The sequence below is a fragment of the Actinokineospora sp. NPDC051303 genome (assembly GCF_055586285.1).
Window position 1 is genome coordinate 39,879 of the sequence record NZ_JBVJIN010000017.1, and the last position, 20,959, is coordinate 60,837.

Consider the following 20,959-nt stretch of genomic DNA (forward strand, 5'->3'; position numbering starts at 1 on the left):
CCCGACTAGCGCTGTGTGAGCGCTCTGCTCTAACGTGATCACTTGTCTACTCCAGTGTCTGGTGTGGACAGCACAGAAGCGGAACGGCGACCAACCATCATCCGCTTCTGTGCCTTACAGTTGTTGCGCCGCAACACAGGCGTGCGGCATCGCCACGCGACCAGCGCGTGATCAACTCATCTGTCCGATACGGACTGTCAGGGGATGTAGTACGCCTCCGGCCCCACCTTCTCCCGGTTCTCTTGGAGCTTCGCCGCCCAATCCTTGGCAATGGCCGCTTCCGCCATCGCCTCATGCGTGTGCCGGGGATCGGTGCCCGCGACCTTGCGGAACACCGTCGCGCAGTGCTGATAGAAGGAAATCCACTCCTTCCGCGACGCCGACCGCTCAGGCCCAGGCTGCACGTACTCCCGCGCACCGGCCAACGTCAAAGGCACAGGCCCCGTCGACTTCCACCGCTGAACCGAGGCAGCCGCCACAACACCCTCCCTCCCACAGGGAAGGCACGACCACGTGCACCCAGCCCAGCACCCGCCATCGCACCGAGCATCAGTACCCCGCCCCGGAATCACCATCGTCACCGGTGACCAACCGATGCCGAGGCCCAAGCCCCTCCGCAGGCGCGGCCTCACCATCCGGGTCCACCACCGCCGCCATCCGAGCCGCCTCACGAGCCAGACCCCGGCAGAAGTTCGCCAAATACAGATGACCATCCGGCCCCTGCTCACACTGGACAGTCACACTCACAACGCCCATGTAAAGCACCAACGCCGGACTCCCAGCCACAAACCCAGCCCACGCATCCCGACCCGGAGCACACGTCACATTCACCGTCATTGTTCGGGCCTCCCGCCCTGTTGTTGGTCGCGCAGGTCTTCCATGCCCGCGCGACGGTCGAACTCTTCGGCGGCGATCGCAGCCGCGTGGCGTGCCCACAACGGGATGGCCAACTCAGCGGCCAAGGTCCGCCACGCAGCCGCGACAGCGGCGTAAGCAGAGGCAAGACGACGGATCGCGTCTCCGTCCGGAGGCTCTTGGCCAGCCGCCGCGAACATGGCCGCCGTTTGCTCCGCATACGCGAGGTTCCAGCGGGCGACAGCCTCACGAGACGCCCGCCCGGTCATCACGCCGCGTTCTTCTGTTCAACGCCCGCGGCGGGCTTGCCCGCACGAGCAGCACCAGGCGCCCGCATCCCCGAGGCCCGGAAGCTGTAAGCGACCCGCCCCTTGTTGTTCGCATACGGAGTGATCGTCAACCGCTCGAACTCCACCGCCGCGAACGGGAACCCGTTGGCCGCAGGAGGCGGAACCGGCTGGTGATCCGCGGTCACCTTCACCTTGAACTCAGCCCCGAACCGAGCAGCCTCACTGTTCGCGTCCAACGCCCGCACGACCCAGACGAGCTGCCCCGTCTCCTTGTCCCGCTCTTGCACCTTCGCCGCCCCCGGGTTGTCCGAGAACGCCATCGACGGCTCCACACCGAGCACGAACGCACCCAGCGGGAACACCTCCCCAAACTCCACCGCGAACCGAGTAGGGATGACCGGCATAGCGACCTCCACCTGTCTAACTGAGCTAGTCGAGCTGTACAAGTAGGGACGGTACGCCAGCTTGGCTAGACATGTCAACGGTGGCGGAAGACGGCTAGCTCGCTAGGTCAGCTAGACAAGCCCTACGCCGAAAGTCAGACTGGGTGTGGCAATTTCGAGATCGCCACACCCACGAGGCACGGATAGGGATCTTCATGGCTTTGGACCCAGACGACCCGCGACCGCCGTATGTGCAGGTCGCCAACGCCCTACGGGCGGCGATCCTGACCAAGAAGTTCAGCGCGGGGGACAAGCTCCCCTCCCGCAACGAGCTGGCCAAGACCTACAACGTCGCCCCCATGACCGTGCAGAACGCCCTACGTGAGCTACGCGACGAGGGCCTGATCGTCTCCCGCCAGGGCAGCGGCGTCTTCGTCCGCGAACGCACAGAGCGCCCTGTCGGCCTGCGCCCCCACATCGAACGCGCCTTCGCCACCGAACACGTCACCATCGACTTCGCCGGGTTCTCCGGCGAAACCCTCCACGGCGCGATGCAAGAACCCCTCGACAAGATCCGCGAAGGACGCCTACGCCCGGAGTCCATCCATGTCCGCATCCTCATCCCCGACACCAGAGCACCACTAGCCATCCCGTGCCGCGTCGAAGACCTAGCCGACAGCCCCGAGTTCCGAGCCCGCGCAACCGCGATCATGCACCGCCACATCGGCGCCATAACCGACACCGTCAACGAGCTGGGCTCACTCGGCCTTATCAAAGAAGCCCGCGCCACCGTCCGCGTCCACCACGCAGCCCCCCTGTTCAAGCTCTACATCATCAACGGCGAAGAAACCTTCTTCGGCTTTTACCCCGTCCGAGAACACATCCTCACCTTCGGCGACACCCCCACACCCATCTACGACCTCATGGGCAAAGACGCCATCCTCTTCCACCACTCAGCCACCGACGACGACACCAGCACCGGCAGCCAATACGTCGACCAAGCCCAAACCTGGTTCAACAGCATGTGGAACACCGTCTCCGTGGAGTTCACACCGTGACGACGCCGCCTGTGGACGATTGGAACACTGTTCGCCGTATCTTCGCTAGATCCGATGCGCTCCTACTCGACTTTGACGGCCCCGTCTGTTCAGTTTTTGCGGGGTTTCCCGCTCGGGTTGTCGCTGAGCAGCTTCGCAATATTCTGAGCCGGGCGGGCCACACCCTGCCTGGGCGCATTTGCGCGACTCATGACCCGTTCGACGTTCTCCATTACGCCGCTACCCTTGACTCCGATGAAGCCCGCTATGTTGAAGCAGCGTTCGCGGCTCATGAGGTTGATGCCATAAGCAGCGCTGTTCCTACGCCAGGGGCGCACAACCTCATGCGTGCTTGGCATGAAACCGGTCGTTCCCTCGCCATTGTTAGCAACAATAGTCGGTTGGCGGTTGAAACGTACTGCTTCCGTCACGACCTGATGGAAGTGGTTACTGCAATTTCGGCGCGAGACTTCCCCGATCCTACGAAGCTAAAGCCGAACCCGTATCTGTTGCAGAATGTGCTGCATGCACTTTCGATACCCCCGTGTAGTGCCGCTTTTATTGGTGATTCCGAAAGTGACATCCAAGCTGGACAGATGTTGGGTGTGTGTTGTATCGGCTACGCCAACCGGCGAAGTAAAGTTGACCGTTTTCTGAACGTGGCGGACGCGGTCGTGACCGTACTTCCTCACAGCTCTCTATTTTCGTAGCTGTCAGAAGTTGGATGTCACGAAGTAAGCGCCGCACGTAATCTTCCTTGCAGGACCTCTCCTCGACTGATCCTATTACTGCGGTTATTCAGCCCGGAGCGGCTCCTCCTATAGTACTCTGCTGCATCCAAGCTAGGGCTACGTGACTCAGGAACGGTGTTCACTTCTTGGTAGAATTCTTCGAGGGCCTGCTTGGTCTTCGAGCTGCTTAGGGTGCCTGTAGTAGAAGTCAACAAATGATCTATTTCAATTATTGCCGTGAGCATATGTCCTTTCTGCCAGATTCTCGACTGCCGATCGAATCCACATTCCTTGATGAAATCGAATACTTGGTATAGACGTACCCGGACTTCTTCGGCGTTCGGAAAATCGTCATTGTATTTAACGAGGTAGGCTTCATGCTCGTTGTCGAGGTTGAAGTAGCCGCTGAGCATGGTGATGATAAGAGTCAGGGCGAATTTTACATCGTTCATGCGTCGGCCGTCCAGGGCCGAAAAAAACTTGTTGTTCACGAAGAACGAACTGCTGGCAATTTCTTCTGCGAACTGCTTTAATGCACCGTCGAATCTAGAGTTGTTGACTTCCATGGCATTCAACGAGTACTTAGTGCTGTTGATTCTTTGGAAGATATCTCTTGTTTCATCTTCGCTGAGGGGACCGAGGTCACGCACCACTACCTCGTATTCGAGGAACTCGATTTTTTGTTTTGAGCTTAGCTTGGAGTAAGGGGGTATCCTATCGGGGAGACTCAGCGTCTCGGAGGCCGTAAAGTACTGGTATAAGGTGGTAATTCGCTGTTGGCCGTCAACGATTAGTTCTTTACCGTCGCCGGTATCAGGGTCAACTTGTCCCGCGCTGGTAAATATTTCAGGGAAAGGCAAGCCCGCCAACACTGTGTCCAAGAATGCTACTTTATGCTCGTTGGACCAAACAAGTCGACGCTGAAAATGAGGATTCGGAATTACGGTCTTGTCTCGAATTCCGGTCAAGATAAGACGAAGGCGCTTATTAGTGGCGGATGTCTGCATCAAAGCTGCTCCAATTGTTCCTGCTGTCTGCACAGGCTGACTGCATCGCTCTGGTATTTTATAAGGAAGCTTAAATCATGATAAAGTGCTCCTCGTACCTTGTAGGGGCCACCGACCCTGTCGGCTTGCAGTTTTCTAAAGTAATCCCACCAAATATTGGTGAAATGAAAATTGTGCCCACCGGGCAGCTTGTCGGGCGAATCCATCCCCACGCTAAATAGGACTCAAACGATTCCCGTTTAGGCCAGTCGGCTCCCGATAGTTTGTATTGATGAATTTCATGCCATATTCTGTTGTAGAGCTCATGACTGACGATGGCAACGTCAATATCTGAGCTTTCGCCGAAATGGCGAAATCGCTTTGAAGGTGCGATGCTGAAACCTAATTTCGCCGATCCTACGACAAAAATATCCGTCGCTGAATCGATGGAAAATTTTGACGAGATCCTTTCCTTGAGATCGTAGTGAACCTGGTCGTTCATGGCAAAACATGCCCCATGCAATATGAAGCGGCGGACGAAATCCTCATCATCTGTGCGGACTGACAAATTTTCCTTGAACCTCTTGACTCGCTCTGATGACTCCATTGTTGCAGCTGGAATATGAAGCAATCTATTTACGCCTTCGGTTTCTTTGGTTTTCAGGCACAAGAATCGAGTCCCTGTTTAGTTGCAGAACTTGGCTCTAGAGGATCAAGGCCGCGCCGCCTGCGCGGCGCGGCGCGCGTTGGCCTGTCCCGTCAGTCGGGGGTTCGTATCCATCGCGCCACGGCGCGGGCTTCCGCTCCGCTACGCCCGCGCGGGCGCGCGGCACGGCCTCCGACTGTTGGTCCCGGGGCGCGCCGCACCGCGCAGGCGGCACGGGAACTGGAGAGTCGTCCGGCGACGAGGACCAGGACGATCGGGGCCGTCGATCCGCCATGGGTGCCAAGTCGGAGGGACGCTCTGAGAAGCTGACCTGAGTGGTACCAGGGGCACCCTGCCCCTGGACCCCTGGGAGCCCGCGGCACGGTCCGCGCCCTACTCGGGGTGGCGGTGCCGGAAACGTTGGCGCGGACCGCACCACGGGGACGTGAGGTGGCCGCCTGGGGAAGGCGGTACGACCGACTGGCAGCACTGATCACCCCTTCGCGCGTACGACAGTGTCGTGTTGCCGTCGTCACAGCGGCAAGGGGCGTTACCCGCAGGGGTGGCTGTCCGGCGAACGTGACGGGAGCGAGACGATAGACGCGGTGAAGCTTGGGCACGGAACAGGCGCGGAACGCCGAGGTCTATATGATCTTAAAATGGTGCGTTTCCCCAGGTAGACCGGGCTGTAGGCGCTAGGGCGAGGGCCTGCACGATGGAACTCCGGGGATAGCTGTTGCCGCGGCCGCGCGCCTTGTCCGAATCCCGCATTATGCGATCATGCGATGTCGCCTCAAACGGCGCACCGGGGCGCCCAAGGTCTTCAGGCCAAAACCCGTGGGATTAAGAGGCTGTGCAGGCGATAGCAGCACACGTGACACGCGATCGGCGTCCTCGGAGTCTCCACGGGACCCGGCGTCAAACGACGAGGATACCCTCGCCGGGCAGGCCGCCCCATGTGGGAGTTGCGGCTGACGTGTCGTGCCGGAGTCGAGAAGTCCTCGTCTTGGGGACGCTGGGCTAGTTTTTGACGGGTATGTCAGACCAAGAGCGGTAGAGCAGATGTCCGGCTTCGGCTTTCGCCAGTTCCTCTAAGGCTTGATCTCTCGCCACCCGGAGGGGTGCGTCATATTCGGTGAGCCACTTGATGGCCTGTTCAAAAGTGATTCTCCCGGTAGGGAGGTGGCGATCGAGATCTGGGGGAATGTGCAGGTGTGGATCTTTTACTGGACTGGTTCCGGTGGGGTGCCAGTGTATGCGCCAGAGGTCAGACCCGCGTGGCGTGGAAAGCTTGTAGTTGTAGGCCCTTGATGAGCAGCGCAGGTTCCCCCGGTGCGCCTCTTCGTGCTCGACAGGGTTTGAATCTACTACTTCAAAGCGCATCGAGGCGTAAAATGTCCCGGTTCGAGCGAGGGTCATGCCACGGCCTGCGTTGAGTGACCACTCGTAGGTGACACCCTTTCGGAAGCCGCCTTTCTTGGCGACAGTGATGTTCGCATGGCCATCCAAAACCTTGAGGGCGGCCTGCAAGGGCTTCAAAAAGTTCTGTACGGCTTCTTCTGGAGTCCGTCCGGGCACCGCGGAGTCACCGCACCAGTGGCAGGCTCATCCAGACGTCCACGAGGCCAGGGACTTCGTCCAAGTCCTGGTCGCTCCACTCGCCTGCGTCCCAGCGGTTGAGGAATTCCTCGCCCGAGATGCCCATCTCACGCTGAGCGATGGCATCGAACGCGGTAGTGGCCTCTTCCGCTGTCAGTTCAACGATCTCGACATCTGCCGCAACGCTGTTGCCCATGTCGGCTCCCTCCCCAAGTCGTTGAAGCCAGCCTGCCACGTACCACCGACAATAAACGTCTGCCGAGGTCGCGGCCAGGGCGAGAGACGGACAACGTCACCCGGTCGTGCTACGTCATGTCGATCTTGTCCGGCTAGGTCGTGGAAGCCGTCATCGGTCACGCTCGGTGCGGCGGAGATCGCGCAGGTACCAAAGGGTAGGCGGCCAGTTTTACGACCCCGGGCACACACAACGCCATCAGTGCGCTGTAAGCGTCGTCGCGGTAGAAGTACCAGCCTGCTGCTGACACGAGCAGGGGGCGAGGGAGGCCGCCCGGCTGAGCCAGCGTCGGCGGGCCGCGGAGCGGGCCGGGAGTGTCGTGGCCCTGTGATCGGATGGTCCGGCGCGCTGTCACGGCGGGCGATATTTTGACCACGACCGGTCGATCATCGCGTACAGTCGGTGGTGACCGGCCTCAGTCGCCGGGTTTTGCCCGCGGTCTTTGGGCCGCTTCCCGCGAACTCCCCTCAGTCGAGGTCGGAGGCCAGGCGGGCCATCACACGAAGGATGTTCATGACTCAAGAGATTCCGACCACCCCGCCGCAGCAGAAGCGGAAGGCGCCCGTTCCGGTCTTCCAGGGCGTTCCGGACGAGGAGACCCCGCAGGCGCCGCAGGTCAGGCGGGCCGTGGCGGCCATGGCTGGGCCGGTGTTCACCGCGCCGCAGGGCTGACCAGCGGTTTTACCGCCTTCGCCTGCGCCGGTGGGGACCGGGCGCGGTGGCGAGGCGGCGCGGTTGTGCGCGCCCGCAGCAAAGGTGACGACAGGGCCGGTCAGGCGTTCGGATGCGGGGACGCCCAGGCCGGTCATGCACTGTCCGCAGCATCTCGTCGTGGGCCGTTGCCGCGCAATCGCGGCGGCGTGATTCGCGCGCGGCCGAGTCGCGATGGGGCCCGACCAGGGCGGGCTGCCTGGTGCGCGGTCACCGACACGCCGCTTCGGCGAAGGCTGTCCGCTGGGTGTTTCCTCGCGGATGAACAGCAGCAGACTTTCCCGGGGCCCGCTCCCTGAAGTGGCAGGCCCATCTCACGCCGGGATTTGCTCGGCCCAGCGTTCGACGCGTTCCAGTTGCGCGGCCAGGGAGATCAGCAGCGGTTCGCTGTCCGAGGGTCCCAGCAACTGCGCCCCCACCGGCAGCGGTGTCAGGCCCGCGGGCACGTTGACCCCGGGCCACCCCAGCACGTTCCACGGCCACGCGTACGGGCACGCCCGGATGATCTCCTGGTCGGTCCGCCAGCCGCGCAGGCCGTCGATCGCGCCCACCGGCAGCGGCGGCCGGGCCGTGGTGGGGGCCAGCACGACGTCGACCCGGTCGAAGATCCGCGCGACGCGGCGCTGGAACAGGATCAGGGTGGAGCGGGCCGCGGCCAGTGCCCGGCCGCTCAGCAGCCGCCCCATCCGGCCGTTGTCCTGGGTGCGCGGGTCGAGCAGCGCTGAGTCGGGCACGCGGCCGTGCCAGTCGTGCACGCCGCCGAGGGAGCGGGGCAGGAAGTTCAGGCCGATCAGGCCGTAGGGCGGGTCCGCGACCACGATCTCGTGCCCCAGCGATCGCAGCACCCGCGCGAGCCGCACAACCGACTCACGCACAAGAGGGTCCAAGACGACCCCACGCACACCGGTGAACGCGGGACGCAGCGACAGTGCTATCCGCAGCCGCCCCGGCTCGCGGTTAACGGCGTCGCGGAAAGTCGTCCTACCGTGCCCGGTTAGCACGTCTAGAAGCAGTGCCGCGTCGCCGACAGTGCGGGCTAACGGGCCGCTGGTGGTGATGCCATGGAACAGTTCGCCCTCCGGCAGCCGCCCGCGCTGCGGCTTGATCCCGACCAGGTGCGTCCACGCCGCCGGGATGCGCACCGACCCGGCGCCGTCCGAGCCGACCGCCGCGGGCACGATCCCGGCCGCCACCGCAGCGGCCGACCCGCCCGACGAGCCGCCGGGGGAGCGGGTCAGGTCCCACGGGTTGCGGGTGACACCGAACGCGGCGCCCTCGGTGATCGGCCACTGCCCGAACTCCGGGGTGTTGGTCTTGCCCACGATCACCGCGCCCGCCGCCTTGAGCAGCCGCACCAACGCGCAGTCCGCACTCGCCGCCGGGAAGTCGCCGGGGCAGCCGAACGCGGTCGGCTCGCCCGCGATGTCCACGTCGTCCTTGATCGCGATCGGGACGCCCAGCAGCGGCAGCCGCTCGCCCGCGGCGAGCCGCCGGTCGGCCTCGCGGGCCTCGGCGCGGGCGGAGGCCGACCGCACTACCCGGAACGCGTTAAGCGTGGGCTGGGTCTCCGCGATCCGCGTAAGAGCCTGTTCAACCAGCTCTAGTGAGCTAACCGAGCCTTCGGAAAGTCGTGCGACGGACTGCTCTAAGCCTGCGAACCGCAGCGTCACCGTCATGACCGTCCCCCTCGCCACTGTTCGTTCCGACGAACGGTAGCTGGTTTGGCTTGCAACCGGACCGAGCGCGAGGATGAGCGGTGATGAGCAGCGAATCCGAAGCCCCGGCCCGCAGACGTTCCCGCAGGCAGGAGACCCGCCTCTGGCGGGTCCCGGTCGTCCGCGTCGAGCGGGTCACCCCGCGTCTGGCGCGGGTCACCGTCCAGGACGACTCGTTGGCCGACCTCGCGGGCGCGGGCACCGACCAGAACGTGATGCTCTACTTCTACCCGGAAGACACGGCGTTGCCGGAGCCGCTGACGCTGGAGTCCGCCCGCGCGCTCTGGTCGCAGGTCCGCCCGCTTACCCGCACGTACACCATCCGCAGGCACGACCCGGTCACCAACGAGGTCGACTTCGACTTCGTGCTGCACGGCGACTCCGGCCCGGCCTCGGCGTGGGCGGAGCGCGTCCAGGTCGGCGAGCACATGATCTTCGTCGGCCCGTCGCCCGCCTACCAGCCCGACCCGGCCGCCGACTGGTACCTGCTTGCCGGGGACGAGACAGCGCTGCCCGCCATCTCATCGATCCTCGCTGTCCTGCCGCCCGGTAAGCCCGTTCTGGCCTACGTAGAGGTGGCGGACGCGGCGGAGGAACAGCCGATCGCCGGGGTCACCTGGCTGCACCGCGACGGCGTCCCCGCGGGCGAAAGCACCGTGCTTGTCGATGCGATCAGGGCAGCCGAACTACCCGATGGCACGCCCGAAGTGTGGCTGGCGGGGGAGCGCGGCGCGATGCTCGCGGTGCGGACGCATCTGTTGTCCGAGCGCGGTTATCCGCGGCAGCGCGTGCGGCCCACGACCTACTGGCGGCTCGGTGAGAGCGGCAACTGACGCGGGCGGCTGACCGAACTGTCCGGTTGGAACTTCTCAGCGAACGTGCTCGTTGGCCTTCCGGACCAGACACAGGTTTCACACCAGGGGAGGCGGACTCATGCACGGGCATGTCAACGGGCTCAAGACCGCGCTCCTGCTCGGTGGGTTGAGCGCCATGATCCTGCTGGTCAGCTCCCTGTTCGGGACCACGGCGCTGCTCATCGGGCTCGGGGTCGCCGTCGCGGTCAACGGCTACGCCTACTTCAACTCCGACAAACTCGCCCTGCGCGCCATGCGGGCCCGGCCGGTGTCCCAGGCCGAGCAGCCCGCGCTGTACCGGATAGTCCGCGAGCTGGCGACCGCCGCGCGCCAGCCGATGCCGCGCCTCTACCTGAGCCCGACCCAGGCGCCCAACGCGTTCGCCACCGGCCGCAACCCGCGCAACGCCGCGGTCTGCTGCACCACCGGGCTGCTGGACCTGCTCGACGAGCGCGAGTTACGCGGCGTCCTCAGCCACGAACTCGCCCACGTCTACAACCGCGACGTCCTCATCTCCTGTGTCGCGGGCGCGCTGGCGAGCGCGATCAGCACGCTGGCCAGCGTGGCGATGCTCGCGGGCGTCTTCGGCGACGACGGCGACGACGGCGACGACCGCGCCAACCCGATCGCGCTGCTGCTGGTCGCCGTGGTCGGCCCGATCGCCGCGACGATCGTGCGGTTGGCCGTCAGCCGCTCCCGCGAGTACCAGGCCGACGAGTCCGGCGCGAAACTCACCGGCGACCCGCTCGGCCTGGCCGCCGCGCTGCGCAAACTCGACGCGGGCACCCGCGCCGCCCCGCTCGCGCCGGAGCCCGCGGTGGTGTCCCAGTCGCACCTGATGATCGCCAACCCGTTCCGCCCCGGCGACGGCCTCGCGCGCCGGTTCGCCACGCACCCGCCGATCGCCGACCGCGTCCTGCGGTTGGAGCGGATGGCGCTGGGCCAGCCGCCGAGCCAGGTCTAGGGCTGCCCGGCGGCGCCCGCCGCCTTGGCCAGGCCCATCACGTAGTCGCCGTAGCCGGACTTCGCCAGCTTCGCGCCCAGCGCGTAGCACTGGTCCGCGGTGATGAAGCCCCGGTCGAGCGCGATCTCCTCAAGGCAGGCGAGCCGGACGCCGGTGCGGTGCTCCAGCACCTGCACGAACTGCCCCGCCTCCAGCAGCGAGTCGTGCGTGCCGGTGTCCAGCCAGGCGAACCCTCGGCCGAGGTCGAGCAGCCGTGCGCGGCCCTGCCGCAGGTACTCCAGGTTGACGTCGGTGATCTCCAACTCGCCCCGCGCCGACGGCGTGAGGCTCTTGGCGATCTTGACGACGTCGTTGTCGTAGAAGTAGAGCCCGGTGATCGCCCGGTTCGACTTGGGCTGGGCGGGCTTCTCCTCGATGGAGATCAGCCTGCCGGTCGCGTCGACCTCGCCGACGCCGTAGCGCTGCGGGTCCTTCACCTGGTACCCGAACAGCACCGCGCCGTCGATGTCGGTGACGTTGGCGAGCATCAACTGGGAGAAACCCACCCCGAAGAAGATGTTGTCGCCCAGCACCAGCGCCACGTCGTCGTCGCCGATGAACTCCTCGCCGATGATGAACGCCTCGGCCAGCCCGTTGGGCTCGGCCTGTTCCGCGTAGGAGAACGCCACGCCGAACTGCGTGCCGTCGCCCAGCAGCCTGCGGAAGTTCGGCAGGTCGGCGGGCGTGGAGATGATCAGGATCTCCCGGATGCCCGCCAGCATCAGCACCGACAACGGGTAGTAGATCATCGGCTTGTCGTAGACCGGCAGCAACTGCTTGGACACCGCCTGGGTGATCGGGTGCAGCCGGGTCCCACTACCTCCGGCGAGGACGATGCCCTTCATCACGGCTCCTGTCGTGTCTGGTCCTGGGTCGGGGCCCGCCAGCCCGGTGGAGACCGAGCCCGACCAGCGCGCCCGAGGTCCCCTCGACAACGAGGCTACCGGGACGGGCGCCATGGCGACCCCGACGAGTCGTGGCCGCCACGATGCCCGCCCCGCGCGGGCTGCCGCTGCTCGGTTTTGCGCTGTCTACCGGTAGTTGGTGAACTGCAGCGCGATGCCGAAATCGGCCCCCTTGAGCAGGGCGATGACCTCCTGCAGGTGGTCCTTCTTCTTGCCGGACACGCGCAGCTGGTCGCCCTGGATCTGCGCCTGGACGCCCTTGGGGGCCTCCTCACGGATCTTCTTGGCGATCTCCTTGGCCTTCTCCGTCGTGATGCCCTGCACCAGCGTCCCGGTGACTTTGTAGACCTTCCCCGACAACGCGGGCTCGCCGACGTCGAACGCCTTCTGCGAGATCCCCCGCTTGATCAGCTTCTCCTTGAACACCTCGATCGCCGCGGCGCACCGCTCCTCGGTGTCGGCCTGCAACGTGATCGCTTCCTCACCGGACCAGCTCACCTGCGCCCCGGTGTTGCGAAAGTCGAACCGGGTGGCGAGCTCCTTCGCCGCCTGGTTGAGCGCGTTGTCCACCTCTTGCCGGTCGACCTTGCTCACCACGTCGAATGACGGGTCCGCCACGTGCCTCGCACCTCCGCGCTCAGTGATCCCTCGGACGGCTCGGATGCTACCGCCGGCCACCCCCACCAGCCCGCCCCCGCGCGCAAGGGGGGACCGATTGGAACTCACCGGGTGGCATTGGGTAAGGTTCCCGTCGTCCAAGCAGCACTGGACACCCCGGCGGGTTGCCCGAGCGGCCAATGGGAGCGGACTGTAAATCCGTCGCGAAAGCTTCGAAGGTTCGAATCCTTCACCCGCCACGGCCTCGGCCGACTGGTGTTCGCGGAGAGCGCGAACCTGGTCGGCCGTTGTTGTATCTGGGGGCCGAGCCCCCAGACCCCCACGGTGCGATCGGTGACCATTCCAGCCCTGCCCGACCAAGGGCTCGGCGCTTCGCGCCAGCGAGGTGTGTAACCAATTGCGGGGTCGCCCACGGTGCGATCGGTTCCGAATCAGCCGTGCCCCGGGTTCGTCGCGATGGTGGTTGGTTCGTGTGGCGCCCGCGGTTTTGAGGTGGATACAGGAGTGTGCTGTGCATGGGCACGCGGCTTCACCGGGGTTGGCCAAGGCGTTCGCTTTCGGCGGGCGTGGCTCGGTGCGCTTCGGCGGGTCCCCTGGTCGGTTGGACACAACCACTAAACGTCGGGCCGAATATGTGGTCACTTCGGTTGGTGGGTGTCGGCGGGCGGATGGGGGTGTTGTTTAGGCTTTTTGGGGATCTGGGGTGCGAGCGTTTGTCGCATTTTGCGGGGTGGTCACCCGAATGATGGACGTGGGTGGTGTGGGTGCGCCGCTAGTTTTCGCGTTCTGTGTTCTTTGGGTGTGGGTGGGAGGGGTTGTGGGCGGCGCGAAGCGGGTGGCGACTGTGATCTTGTTGGTGGTGGCTTTGGTGGGGGCGGGGGCCGAGGCTGGGGCGGAACGCAAGGGGAAGGAACCGGCTGAGGTGGCCAGACCGGTGGCTGGTGGGCCCGTCGCGGGGGCTCCTGAGTTGGCGTTGGTGGTCGATGACGGGGGTGATCGGGCTACGGGGACGGGGGATTTTGTCGCTCAGGCGGTGAGTTTGCCGTTCAATTTTTCCTTTGATTTCACCACCTCGTTGGCTTCGCGGACGTTTTGGCCTTCGGTGTTGGGGCGGGCCTGTGTGAGTTTGCGGGGCACGGGGAGCACCGACTCGTCGTATTGGTGGCGGGAGGTGCGGGTGGAGATGTGGAACGCGTTCGGGAGTGACACGCGGATCGGGTTGCCGGTGCGGTATTCGCTGAGCGGGGGCTACCACGGGTACTGCTGGAACGGGCTCGTTCCGTTCCACGAGCACTACTTCCGGATCACCAAGGACTGGAACGCGGGGGCCCGGGTATGGGGCGACGGGTGGGCCTCGACCAACTGAGGGCTACCTGGTCCCGACGCGCGTCGCCGCGGTGGCCGTTGTCGGGTCGGTGACGGGGGTGGCCTGCCAGGTGTCGCCCGCTCGGGTGAGGGTGGCGATGGTGACCGCGACGCCGTTGGGGCAGGTGAGGACGACGCGGTTGCCGGGGGCCACCTCGCCCGGGGCGGTGGGGGTGAACAGGACCGTGTCGCCGCCGGTCAGGTGGCCTGGGACGGCGGAGATGGCGGTGTGCACGCTGCCCACGGCCGCGATGGCGGTGAGGCTGGTGTCCACCTCGCCGTCCGCGGCGGTCACGACGCCGATGGCGCCCTCGGGGGTGGTGATGAGGTCGCCCGGTCGCACGTTCTCGCCGACGGCGCGGAGGACGCCGTTGGCGGTCGTCAGGGTGACCGGGCCGGTTTCCTGGTCGTCGACGCCCGCGGCCAGGCGGAACACCGTGGGCGCCGCCCCCGGCGCCGACTGAATCTCCAGGCCCGCGTTCCACGCCCCGACCCCGGGCGCGAGGACCGGCCAGACGACCCCGGGCTCCACGCTCGGCGTCGGCGCCGGGTGGTCCACCATCCCGGTGCGCACCTCGATGCCCGGCACGCCTGGCGCGGCGATGGCGAACCCGATCGGGCCGCCGCCCTCGATGTCCTCGTCGCCGGGCCCGGGGCGGACGGCGAGGAAGCCGACACCGCGTTGGCCGACGTCGACGGTGGTGACCGCGCGCAGCGTCAGCGCGCTGTGGTCGGGGGCGCCGCTGACGCTCACCGGGCTGGTCACGAACGCCACCTGGTCGCGCCCGTCTGAGTCCTGCGCGGCCAGCGCGACGACCACGAAGCTCGCCGCCCGGTTCGGCGACTGCCCGGCGTAGACCGGGTGGATCGGGCTTGACGGGGCCCGGTCCGACTCCCGCCACACCGTCTCGGCCCTGGCCAGCAGGTCGGCGTCGGCGGCGAGGTCACCGCGTAACGGCCAGTCGAGGACCGGGGCGGCGGCCACGATCGGGTCCGGCCCGGCCACCACTCTCGGGTTCGGCTCCACCGACCGCCACAGCACCACTGACGCGCACGCCACCGCGATGACGACCACGGCCGCCGCGGTCAGGATCTGCACCCGCTGCTGCCGCTGCCGCCGCCTGCGTTCCCGCACCTGCCGCAGCACCCGTTCGACGTGCCCGTCCGGGCTGCGCACCGCCATCCCGACCAGCTCGGCTCGGAGTCTGGCCGCCGCCGCGCGATCCTGCTCGTCCGCGATCATGGCCTGCTCCTCCCCGGCGAGGCCGCCTGCTCGGCGGTCCACAGCTGCCTGACCCGGGCCATCCCCCGGCTGGTCAGCGACTTCACGGTCCCGACAGTGCACTCCAACTCGGCCGCGGCCTGGGCCTCGGACAGGTCCAACACCACCCGGGCAAGCACCGCCGCCCGCTGTCTCGGCGGCAGCTGCTGCAACACGATCAGCACGTGGTCCCGGTCGACCACCGCCCCGGAGAAGTCCTCCAGCCCCAGCTGCTCGGCGAACTCGTCCAACGGCACAACCGCCTTGCGCTTGGCCACCCGCAGAAACTCGTGGTAGATCGCCTTGCGCGCGTAGGCGACGGCGTTATCGGCGGGAACCCGTCGCCAACGGCGCAGACAGCGCAACAGCGCCTCCTGGACAACCTCCTCCGCATCCCACCGGCGCCCGGTCAACATGACGGCATAGCGCAAGAGCTGGTCGTACCTCTCCCGCACGAACTCGTCGAAGTCGAGGTCGCCGCGCACGCCACCTCCCGCCGCCGCCAGGTCGTGCACAGTTCACTCCCCTAGATCCGAGCACCGCGAAAAAGGTTGCCGCGCTCTCGAAAATCTTTCGGCGCGCCACCACCGCGCGTCGCCTTGCCTGAGGCATCAGCGTTTCATGGCCACACCGCCCCCAAACGAGCGATGGCCGCGACACCCCCGCGATCACCCCATGTGTCGGGAGAACGGGAGGGAGCGGCGCGCTCGTCCTCCTGTCAACCAAGCCCACTCCATCGAGCGGACAGCGCGCGACCGGCCGCACTCACCGAAAAACCGGACGCCGCACCCAGGTCGTCCATAGTGGACGGTAGCCGTGCCGGTACCAGAACGGCGTGGACCGCGGGTTGGGCAGCGCGTGGTGCAGCAATGTCACCGAAACCCCAGCCCCGTCCAGCACTTCATGCGCCCGCGCGGCGAGCGCGCTCCCCACTCCGTCGCCCCGCTCGTCCCCGGCGACCCCCAGGCAGGCGAGATACCCGACCCCCTCGGCACTCGTGTACCGCTGAGCCCACCCGGAAGTCGGCGGCAACTGGACGTGCGCCAGCCCGACCATCCGCCCCGCCCGCTCGGCCACCCACACCACCGGCCGCGGCTCCGCGAGCAGAAACAGCAGCTGATTCCGCAACGCCTCCACGACATCACCCCGCGGAGTGATCTTGTTGAACGGCGCGTCGTACCGCACGACCTCCAGGTTCAGCGCCACCGCCGCGTCAAGATCGTCCAGCGTCGCCGGACGAACGCGGACACCGGAAGCCCCCGGAACTCCCCGACCAGCGGGTCGAACAGCGATCACACTCACCGGCGCGAACCCACGCCGCGCCAGCGCGAGCACTGCCTCGGTGTCCCGGCTGGGCAGCTCGACCACCGCCGCGCAGTCCGCATCCCCAGGCTCGACCAGACCGCGCAAACGGTCGTACCACTGGTCAAGCAGGTCGCCGAGCGCGGCGGCCCGGTCGTCGCCCGCCAGGCGAACCTCCAAGTTGTGCCGACGCTCGGCATCCCAATTGCGCGCGGCCGTGCCGACCGGCGACTCCTGAAACCAGGCGATCGCCGCGCCCTCGCCCGTGGTCAGCAAGGTCCCCGCCCCGGGAGCCAATGGCGGAGGCGGCGGCAGCAGCGGGTCGAGCGCGGCTATCCGGGCGGCGTGCTCGTCGACGATCGCGTCCAAGTCCACGCGCACAGTGAAGCGCAGCGGCGGCGAATCAGCGGCGAATCAGCGGCGGATCGCAGTACGGTCGATGGCATGGCTGATCTTGCGGCGCACATCGTGGACGCGTTCACCGACCGGCCGTTCAGCGGGAACTCCGCCGGGGTCGTGCTGCTCACCGAGCCGCGTCCCGACGACTGGATGCAGCGGGTCGCCGCCGAACTCAACCACCCCGAGACCGCGTTCGCCGACGTGCGCGGCGCCGACCCGATCCCGCTGCGCTGGTTCACCCCGACCACCGAGGTCGACCTGTGCGGGCACGCGACCCTGGCCACGGCGCACATCCTGGGCGGCGACCGCCGGTTCGCCACCCGCAGCGGCGTGCTTACCGCCCGCGCGGTAGCCGAGGGGATCGAACTCGACTTCCCCGCCGATTCGCTCGAACCCGTCGAGCCGCCCGCGGAGGTGGTCGCCGGGCTTCCCGGTGTCGCTATCGTGTCTGTCCAGCGCGGGCGCGACGACTTCGTGGTCCGCCTCGGCTCGGCTGACGAGGTGCGGGCAGTGCGGCCCGATCTCGCAGCGTTCGGCAGGCTTTCGGCCAGAGGAGTGATCGTCACCGCGTTCGGGGGAGTCGACGCCGACTTCGTCAGCCGCTGCTTCTATCCGGCCTTCGGGATCGATGAGGATCCGGTCACCGGCTCCGCGCACTGCGCGCTCGCCGCCCACTGGGGGCCGGAGTTGGACAAGCCTGTGCTGGTCGGCAGGCAACTTTCGGCAAGAGGCGGCACCGTCACGGTGGTGCCCGACGGCGACCGAGTACGCCTGATCGGGCGCGCTGTCACTGTGCTTTCCGGCCGTCTCACGTGCTGAGCGGCGCGAAAGAATGGTGTCCGCGAGTAACTAGCACACGTGCCTGGATCGCCTGATCGGGGTACAGTCAGCGAGCCGTCGGGGGACTCGCCATGCGCGGGGGTGGACGCCCACGCCACCCACCGGCCGTTCGAGGAGGTTGCATGCCGGACCACCCTGGCGCGGCCGATCAGTGCCCGGCGCCGTCGGCCGAGCCGTCGCAGGAGAGCCAGCAATGGCTCAGCGAGGACCCGGCGCCCAATCGGCGCTTCCTGTTCTTCTCGGTCTTCGTGCTCACTTCCGCCCTGCTCACCGCCGGGCTCGTGTCGTGGTGGCTGCCACCGCAGCCGCGGCCGCAGCTGCTGCTGATCGGGCTGCTGCTCGCGCTGGGCTTCCTGCTCGCTGAACAGCTTGCCATCAACGTCGACGTGCGCAGCGGGGTGTCCTGGTCGATCACCTTCTGCGAGATCCCGATGGTCATCGGGCTGTTCGTGGCGCCGTTCGAGGTGGTGCTCGCCGCGCACCTGGTCGCTGGCGTCGGCACGCTGCTCGTGCGCCGGGTCCAGGACCGCATCCTCTACAACGCGGGCGCGATGGTCTTCGAGATCGTCTGCGCGTTCGTCGTCATGCACTGGATCACCAACGCGCACATCGGCCCGGCCTGGGCGGGCGCCCTCGCGGGCGCGCTGGTCGCGCCGATGTCGAGCACCCTGCTCGCGCTGGTCTGCGTGCGCGTCCTTGGCCGCCGGATGCGCCTCAACGCGGCCGTCCGGCTGGTCCTGCGCACCCTGGTCCTCGGCCTGGTCAACGCCTCGACCGGCGTCGTGGGCTACCAGGTCGTCATGCACGCGGAGGCGGGCTGGCCGCTGCTCGCGCTGGCGCTCGGCGGCCTCTCGGCCCTCTACATCGCTTACTCCGGCCTCTTGCGCGAACAGCGGGATCTTGAGGCGCTTTCCGAAGTCAGTCTTATGGTCGCCCGCTCCGGTCACCAGGCCGCGGCCAAGCCGTCTCTCGGGCTGACCGACCCGGCCGAGGCCGCCGAAGTGCCCGACACCGACGAGTGGCAGGTCATCGCCGACCGGATCAAGGACCAGCTCGGCGCGGCCCGGGTCGTGCTGCGGCTGCGGTTCGACCCGCAACTCCCGCTGCACACCGTCGTCTCCGGCGACGACCTGCCCGCCGAGACGCACGCGGTCGAGGCCACCGGCTCCCGCGCCGACGCGCTGCTGCGCCTGCCCGGCTCGCACGTGCGGCACTTCCGCCGCGGCGACTCCATCCCGGAGGTCCGGCACGCGCTGCTGCGCCGGGGCGCGGACGAGGCGCTGGTCGTCCCGCTGCGCAGCGCCAGCCACCTGCTCGGCGTGGTCGAAGCGCACGACAAGCTCTCCCGCTGGCGCGGCTTCGGCCAGGCGGACAACCGGCTCATCGGCACCCTGGCCAGCCACCTGGCCACCGCCATGGACAACCGCCGCCTCCTCGCCACCCTGCGCCACGACGCCTACCACGACCCGCTGACCGGCCTGCTCAACCGCCCCGGCTTCCGCCGCGCGGCCGGTGAGCCGCTGCGGCAGCATCCGGATTCGGTGGTCCTGCGCATCGACCTCGACGTCCTGTCCACCGTCAGCGACGCCCTCGGCTACGCCTGGAGCGACCGCATGGTCGTGGCGGCGGGCAGGCGGCTGCGCGACGCCCTCGGCCCCGAGGTCGCCCTCGCCCGGCTCGAAGGCGGCCAGTTCGCCGCGCTGCTGGTCGACACCGACCCGGAGGAGGCGCACGCGGTCGCCGAGCGGCTGCGCGCCGGGCTCGCCGCCCCGTACCCGGTCGACCGGCTCACCGTCGAGGCCGACTCGGTAGTCGGCTACTCCACTCCCCGCACTGACGACGGCGAGACCTCGTCGCTGGAACTCGACGTCGACGCCCTGTTGCAGCGCGCCGACGTCGCGCTGCGCGCCGCCCGCGCGGGCAGCGACACCGTGCGCGCCTACCTGCCCACCATGGGCCAGATCTTCCTGCGGCGCTTCCAGTTGGTCACCCAGTTCCGCCAGGCTCTGGAAACCGGCCAGGTCAAGGTCCACTACCAGCCCAAGGTCGCCCTCCCCAGCCGCCAGGTCCTCGGCGTCGAGGCCCTGGTCCGCTGGCGCCACCCCGAGTTCGGCCGACTCGACCCGGACGAGTTCGTCCCCGCGGTCGAGGCGGCGGGCCTGATCGACGCCCTCACCGGTTTCGTCATGGACCAGTCCCTGATCCGCGTCCGCAAGTGGATGGACCGCGGCCTGCGCATCGCCGCCGCGGTCAACCTCTCGGTCCGCAGCCTCGACGACCCGGCCTTCCCCGACCGGGTCGCCGCGGCCCTGGAACGCCACCGCGTCCCACCCGAACTCCTGACCCTCGAACTCACCGAGTCCGGCGTCATGGCCGACCCCCAACGCGCCCTCCCCGTCCTGCGCAGACTGCACGCCCTGGGCGTGGTCTTGGCCGTGGACGATTTCGGCACCGGCTACTCGTCCCTGGCCTACCTCCGTCAACTCCCGGTGGACGAGGTCAAAATCGATAAGAGCTTTGTCCTGGGCATGGGCACCGACCTGGGCGACCTGGCCGTCGTCCGCTCCATAGTCGAACTGGGCCACTCCCTCGGCCTGACCGTCGTAGCCGAAGGCGTCGAAGACGACGCCGCCCGCGACCAGCTTGCGGCCATGGGCTGCGACATCGCGCAGGGCTACCTGATCTCCCGCCCGCTGTCCGAGAGCAGGCTGGAAGCCTGGCTCCAGGCCAGAACAACGCAGGCCAGGGGCCTACGCGACGAGACGGTGCTCACCTTGCTGTCGTAACCGACCCCCCGGTTTTGGAGCTGGCGGGGAAGCTGTGTAAAGTAACGCCCGTCCCCAGGGACAAGGCCCCTTTAGCTCAGTCGGCAGAGCGTCTCCATGGTAAGGAGAAGGTCTACGGTTCGATTCCGTAAAGGGGCTCGACGGTTCGGCCGCGGTACACCGGGAATATCAGCGGTGTGGCGCGGCTTGATCCATGTCGAAGCGGTGTAGCTCAGTCGGTAGAGCAAGCGGCTCATAATCGCTGTGTCGCCGGTTCAAGTCCGGCCACCGCTACGCGATGGGTGAAGTGTGTTGGCTCCAGAGCGCCAACCTCCTCGCTGCGCAATAACTTCTGGGGGCGGAGCCCCCAGACCCCACCGGGGGGGGGGGGGGGGGGGGGGGAGAGGGGGGGGGGGGGGGGTTGTTGTTGTGTGGGTTTTGTTGTTGGGTGGGGGGGGT

21 protein-coding genes and 3 tRNA genes are annotated in these 20,959 nt (G+C 67.0%); 11 read left to right on the plus strand and 13 right to left on the minus strand.

All coding sequences use genetic code 11. The annotated features are described in order from the left end of the window. Positions 1 to 197 precede the first annotated feature (197 nt). From ACZ6SD_RS15305 to ACZ6SD_RS15315, 3 genes are all read right to left on the minus strand, one after another. The gene (locus tag ACZ6SD_RS15305; RefSeq protein ID WP_465317570.1) at positions 198 to 431 is read right to left on the minus strand and encodes an AMED_5909 family protein; all 234 of its coding nucleotides are present in this window, start codon (positions 429 to 431) and stop codon (positions 198 to 200) included. Positions 432 to 833: 402 nt separating this feature from the next. Next, positions 834 to 1,124, minus strand: a complete 291-nt coding sequence (locus tag ACZ6SD_RS15310; protein ID WP_465317655.1) for a hypothetical protein — start codon at positions 1,122 to 1,124, stop codon at positions 834 to 836. Next, a complete protein-coding gene (locus ACZ6SD_RS15315; RefSeq protein WP_465317571.1) occupies positions 1,124 to 1,549 on the minus strand; it encodes a plasmid replication, integration and excision activator in 426 nt (141 codons plus the stop codon). Before ACZ6SD_RS15315 ends, ACZ6SD_RS15310 begins: the two co-directional genes overlap by 1 nt. 194 nt (positions 1,550 to 1,743) lie before the next feature. On the opposite strand from ACZ6SD_RS15315, the gene ACZ6SD_RS15320 reads away from it, so the two are divergent. Continuing rightward, positions 1,744 to 2,586 carry a GntR family transcriptional regulator gene (locus tag ACZ6SD_RS15320; RefSeq protein ID WP_465317572.1) on the plus strand — a complete coding sequence of 281 codons (843 nt, stop codon included), beginning with the start codon at positions 1,744 to 1,746 and terminating at the stop codon, positions 2,584 to 2,586. After that, entirely contained in the window at positions 2,583 to 3,275 is a 693-nt protein-coding gene (locus tag ACZ6SD_RS15325; RefSeq protein ID WP_465317573.1) for an HAD family hydrolase, read from the plus strand. Before ACZ6SD_RS15320 ends, ACZ6SD_RS15325 begins: the two co-directional genes overlap by 4 nt. Positions 3,276 to 3,292: 17 nt before the next feature. Here the strand turns inward: ACZ6SD_RS15325 and ACZ6SD_RS15330 are convergent, their stop codons facing one another. The 4 genes from ACZ6SD_RS15330 to ACZ6SD_RS15345 form a co-directional block, all read right to left on the minus strand. Then, positions 3,293 to 4,336 (minus strand): DUF262 domain-containing protein, encoded by a 1,044-nt coding sequence (locus ACZ6SD_RS15330; RefSeq protein ID WP_465317574.1) that lies wholly within the window; start codon positions 4,334 to 4,336, stop codon positions 3,293 to 3,295. A gap of 37 nt (positions 4,337 to 4,373) precedes the next feature. Further along, positions 4,374 to 4,952, minus strand: a complete 579-nt coding sequence (locus tag ACZ6SD_RS15335; RefSeq protein ID WP_465317575.1) for a hypothetical protein — start codon at positions 4,950 to 4,952, stop codon at positions 4,374 to 4,376. 996 nt (positions 4,953 to 5,948) lie between these two features. Then, on the minus strand, positions 5,949 to 6,506 hold the full coding sequence (locus ACZ6SD_RS15340; protein ID WP_465317576.1) for a hypothetical protein: 558 nt from the start codon (positions 6,504 to 6,506) through the stop codon (positions 5,949 to 5,951). 7 nt (positions 6,507 to 6,513) lie between these two features. Further along, on the minus strand, positions 6,514 to 6,723 hold the full coding sequence (locus ACZ6SD_RS15345; RefSeq protein WP_465317577.1) for a hypothetical protein: 210 nt from the start codon (positions 6,721 to 6,723) through the stop codon (positions 6,514 to 6,516). A gap of 552 nt (positions 6,724 to 7,275) precedes the next feature. On the opposite strand from ACZ6SD_RS15345, the gene ACZ6SD_RS15350 reads away from it, so the two are divergent. After that, entirely contained in the window at positions 7,276 to 7,434 is a 159-nt protein-coding gene (locus tag ACZ6SD_RS15350; protein ID WP_465317578.1) for a hypothetical protein, read from the plus strand. 353 nt (positions 7,435 to 7,787) lie between these two features. Here ACZ6SD_RS15350 and ACZ6SD_RS15355 read toward each other — a convergent pair whose 3' ends face one another. Next, positions 7,788 to 9,149, minus strand: coding sequence for an amidase (locus tag ACZ6SD_RS15355; protein WP_465317579.1), 1,362 nt, complete (start codon positions 9,147 to 9,149; stop codon positions 7,788 to 7,790). Between the two features lie 83 nt (positions 9,150 to 9,232). On the opposite strand from ACZ6SD_RS15355, the gene ACZ6SD_RS15360 reads away from it, so the two are divergent. Continuing rightward, positions 9,233 to 10,021 (plus strand): siderophore-interacting protein, encoded by a 789-nt coding sequence (locus tag ACZ6SD_RS15360; RefSeq protein WP_465317580.1) that lies wholly within the window; start codon positions 9,233 to 9,235, stop codon positions 10,019 to 10,021. A gap of 100 nt (positions 10,022 to 10,121) precedes the next feature. Then, complete coding sequence (htpX, locus tag ACZ6SD_RS15365) at positions 10,122 to 11,006, plus strand: zinc metalloprotease HtpX (RefSeq protein WP_465317581.1); 885 nt, start codon at positions 10,122 to 10,124, stop codon at positions 11,004 to 11,006. Here htpX and rfbA read toward each other — a convergent pair. Then, the gene (gene rfbA, locus ACZ6SD_RS15370; protein WP_465317582.1) at positions 11,003 to 11,890 is read right to left on the minus strand and encodes a glucose-1-phosphate thymidylyltransferase RfbA; all 888 of its coding nucleotides are present in this window, start codon (positions 11,888 to 11,890) and stop codon (positions 11,003 to 11,005) included. The two genes, htpX and rfbA, sit on opposite strands and share 4 nt — an antisense overlap. Before the next feature lie 186 nt (positions 11,891 to 12,076). Continuing rightward, positions 12,077 to 12,568 carry a YajQ family cyclic di-GMP-binding protein gene (locus tag ACZ6SD_RS15375; protein ID WP_465317583.1) on the minus strand — a complete coding sequence of 164 codons (492 nt, stop codon included), beginning with the start codon at positions 12,566 to 12,568 and terminating at the stop codon, positions 12,077 to 12,079. A gap of 158 nt (positions 12,569 to 12,726) precedes the next feature. Between ACZ6SD_RS15375 and ACZ6SD_RS15380 the strand changes: the two genes are divergently transcribed. Both ACZ6SD_RS15380 and ACZ6SD_RS15385 read left to right on the plus strand, forming a co-directional pair. Beyond that, positions 12,727 to 12,807 (plus strand) — tRNA-Tyr (locus ACZ6SD_RS15380). 938 nt (positions 12,808 to 13,745) lie between these two features. Further along, on the plus strand, positions 13,746 to 13,934 hold the full coding sequence (locus tag ACZ6SD_RS15385; RefSeq protein WP_465317584.1) for a hypothetical protein: 189 nt from the start codon (positions 13,746 to 13,748) through the stop codon (positions 13,932 to 13,934). Between the two features lie 3 nt (positions 13,935 to 13,937). On the opposite strand, the gene ACZ6SD_RS15390 is transcribed toward ACZ6SD_RS15385, so the two are convergent. From ACZ6SD_RS15390 to ACZ6SD_RS15400, 3 genes are all read right to left on the minus strand, one after another. Beyond that, positions 13,938 to 15,176 carry a hypothetical protein gene (locus ACZ6SD_RS15390; protein WP_465317585.1) on the minus strand — a complete coding sequence of 413 codons (1,239 nt, stop codon included), beginning with the start codon at positions 15,174 to 15,176 and terminating at the stop codon, positions 13,938 to 13,940. After that, positions 15,173 to 15,709 (minus strand): sigma-70 family RNA polymerase sigma factor, encoded by a 537-nt coding sequence (locus ACZ6SD_RS15395; protein WP_091453994.1) that lies wholly within the window; start codon positions 15,707 to 15,709, stop codon positions 15,173 to 15,175. Before ACZ6SD_RS15395 ends, ACZ6SD_RS15390 begins: the two co-directional genes overlap by 4 nt. Before the next feature lie 250 nt (positions 15,710 to 15,959). Continuing rightward, a complete protein-coding gene (locus ACZ6SD_RS15400) occupies positions 15,960 to 16,871 on the minus strand; it encodes a GNAT family N-acetyltransferase (protein ID WP_465317586.1) in 912 nt (303 codons plus the stop codon). Between the two features lie 69 nt (positions 16,872 to 16,940). Between ACZ6SD_RS15400 and ACZ6SD_RS15405 the strand changes: the two genes are divergently transcribed. The 4 genes from ACZ6SD_RS15405 (at position 16,941) to ACZ6SD_RS15420 (ending at position 20,794) form a co-directional block, all read left to right on the plus strand. Next, positions 16,941 to 17,714 (plus strand): PhzF family phenazine biosynthesis protein, encoded by a 774-nt coding sequence (locus ACZ6SD_RS15405; RefSeq protein WP_465317587.1) that lies wholly within the window; start codon positions 16,941 to 16,943, stop codon positions 17,712 to 17,714. A gap of 143 nt (positions 17,715 to 17,857) precedes the next feature. Further along, positions 17,858 to 20,521: a putative bifunctional diguanylate cyclase/phosphodiesterase gene (locus ACZ6SD_RS15410; protein WP_465317588.1), complete on the plus strand. Its 2,664-nt coding sequence runs from the start codon at positions 17,858 to 17,860 to the stop codon at positions 20,519 to 20,521. Between the two features lie 65 nt (positions 20,522 to 20,586). Next, a tRNA-Thr gene (locus ACZ6SD_RS15415) sits at positions 20,587 to 20,659 on the plus strand. A 62-nt stretch (positions 20,660 to 20,721) separates the two neighbouring features. Then, positions 20,722 to 20,794: transfer RNA gene (locus tag ACZ6SD_RS15420), tRNA-Met, on the plus strand. Positions 20,795 to 20,959 lie beyond the last annotated feature (165 nt).

What these genes read in the sequence shown, in the direction of transcription:
- ACZ6SD_RS15360 (WP_465317580.1), top strand. Translation starts at nt 9,233, where the DNA reads ATGAGCAGCGAATCCGAAGCCCCGGCCCGCAGACGTTCCCGCAGGCAG.
- ACZ6SD_RS15390 (WP_465317585.1), bottom strand. Translation starts at nt 15,176, where the DNA reads ATGATCGCGGACGAGCAGGATCGCGCGGCGGCGGCCAGACTCCGAGCC.
- ACZ6SD_RS15405 (WP_465317587.1), top strand. Translation starts at nt 16,941, where the DNA reads ATGGCTGATCTTGCGGCGCACATCGTGGACGCGTTCACCGACCGGCCG.
- rfbA (WP_465317582.1), bottom strand. Translation starts at nt 11,890, where the DNA reads ATGAAGGGCATCGTCCTCGCCGGAGGTAGTGGGACCCGGCTGCACCCG.
- ACZ6SD_RS15320 (WP_465317572.1), top strand. Translation starts at nt 1,744, where the DNA reads ATGGCTTTGGACCCAGACGACCCGCGACCGCCGTATGTGCAGGTCGCC.
- htpX (WP_465317581.1), top strand. Translation starts at nt 10,122, where the DNA reads ATGCACGGGCATGTCAACGGGCTCAAGACCGCGCTCCTGCTCGGTGGG.
- ACZ6SD_RS15345 (WP_465317577.1), bottom strand. Translation starts at nt 6,723, where the DNA reads ATGGGCAACAGCGTTGCGGCAGATGTCGAGATCGTTGAACTGACAGCG.
- ACZ6SD_RS15310 (WP_465317655.1), bottom strand. Translation starts at nt 1,124, where the DNA reads ATGACCGGGCGGGCGTCTCGTGAGGCTGTCGCCCGCTGGAACCTCGCG.
- ACZ6SD_RS15315 (WP_465317571.1), bottom strand. Translation starts at nt 1,549, where the DNA reads ATGCCGGTCATCCCTACTCGGTTCGCGGTGGAGTTTGGGGAGGTGTTC.
- ACZ6SD_RS15410 (WP_465317588.1), top strand. Translation starts at nt 17,858, where the DNA reads ATGCCGGACCACCCTGGCGCGGCCGATCAGTGCCCGGCGCCGTCGGCC.
- ACZ6SD_RS15350 (WP_465317578.1), top strand. Translation starts at nt 7,276, where the DNA reads ATGACTCAAGAGATTCCGACCACCCCGCCGCAGCAGAAGCGGAAGGCG.
- ACZ6SD_RS15355 (WP_465317579.1), bottom strand. Translation starts at nt 9,149, where the DNA reads ATGACGGTGACGCTGCGGTTCGCAGGCTTAGAGCAGTCCGTCGCACGA.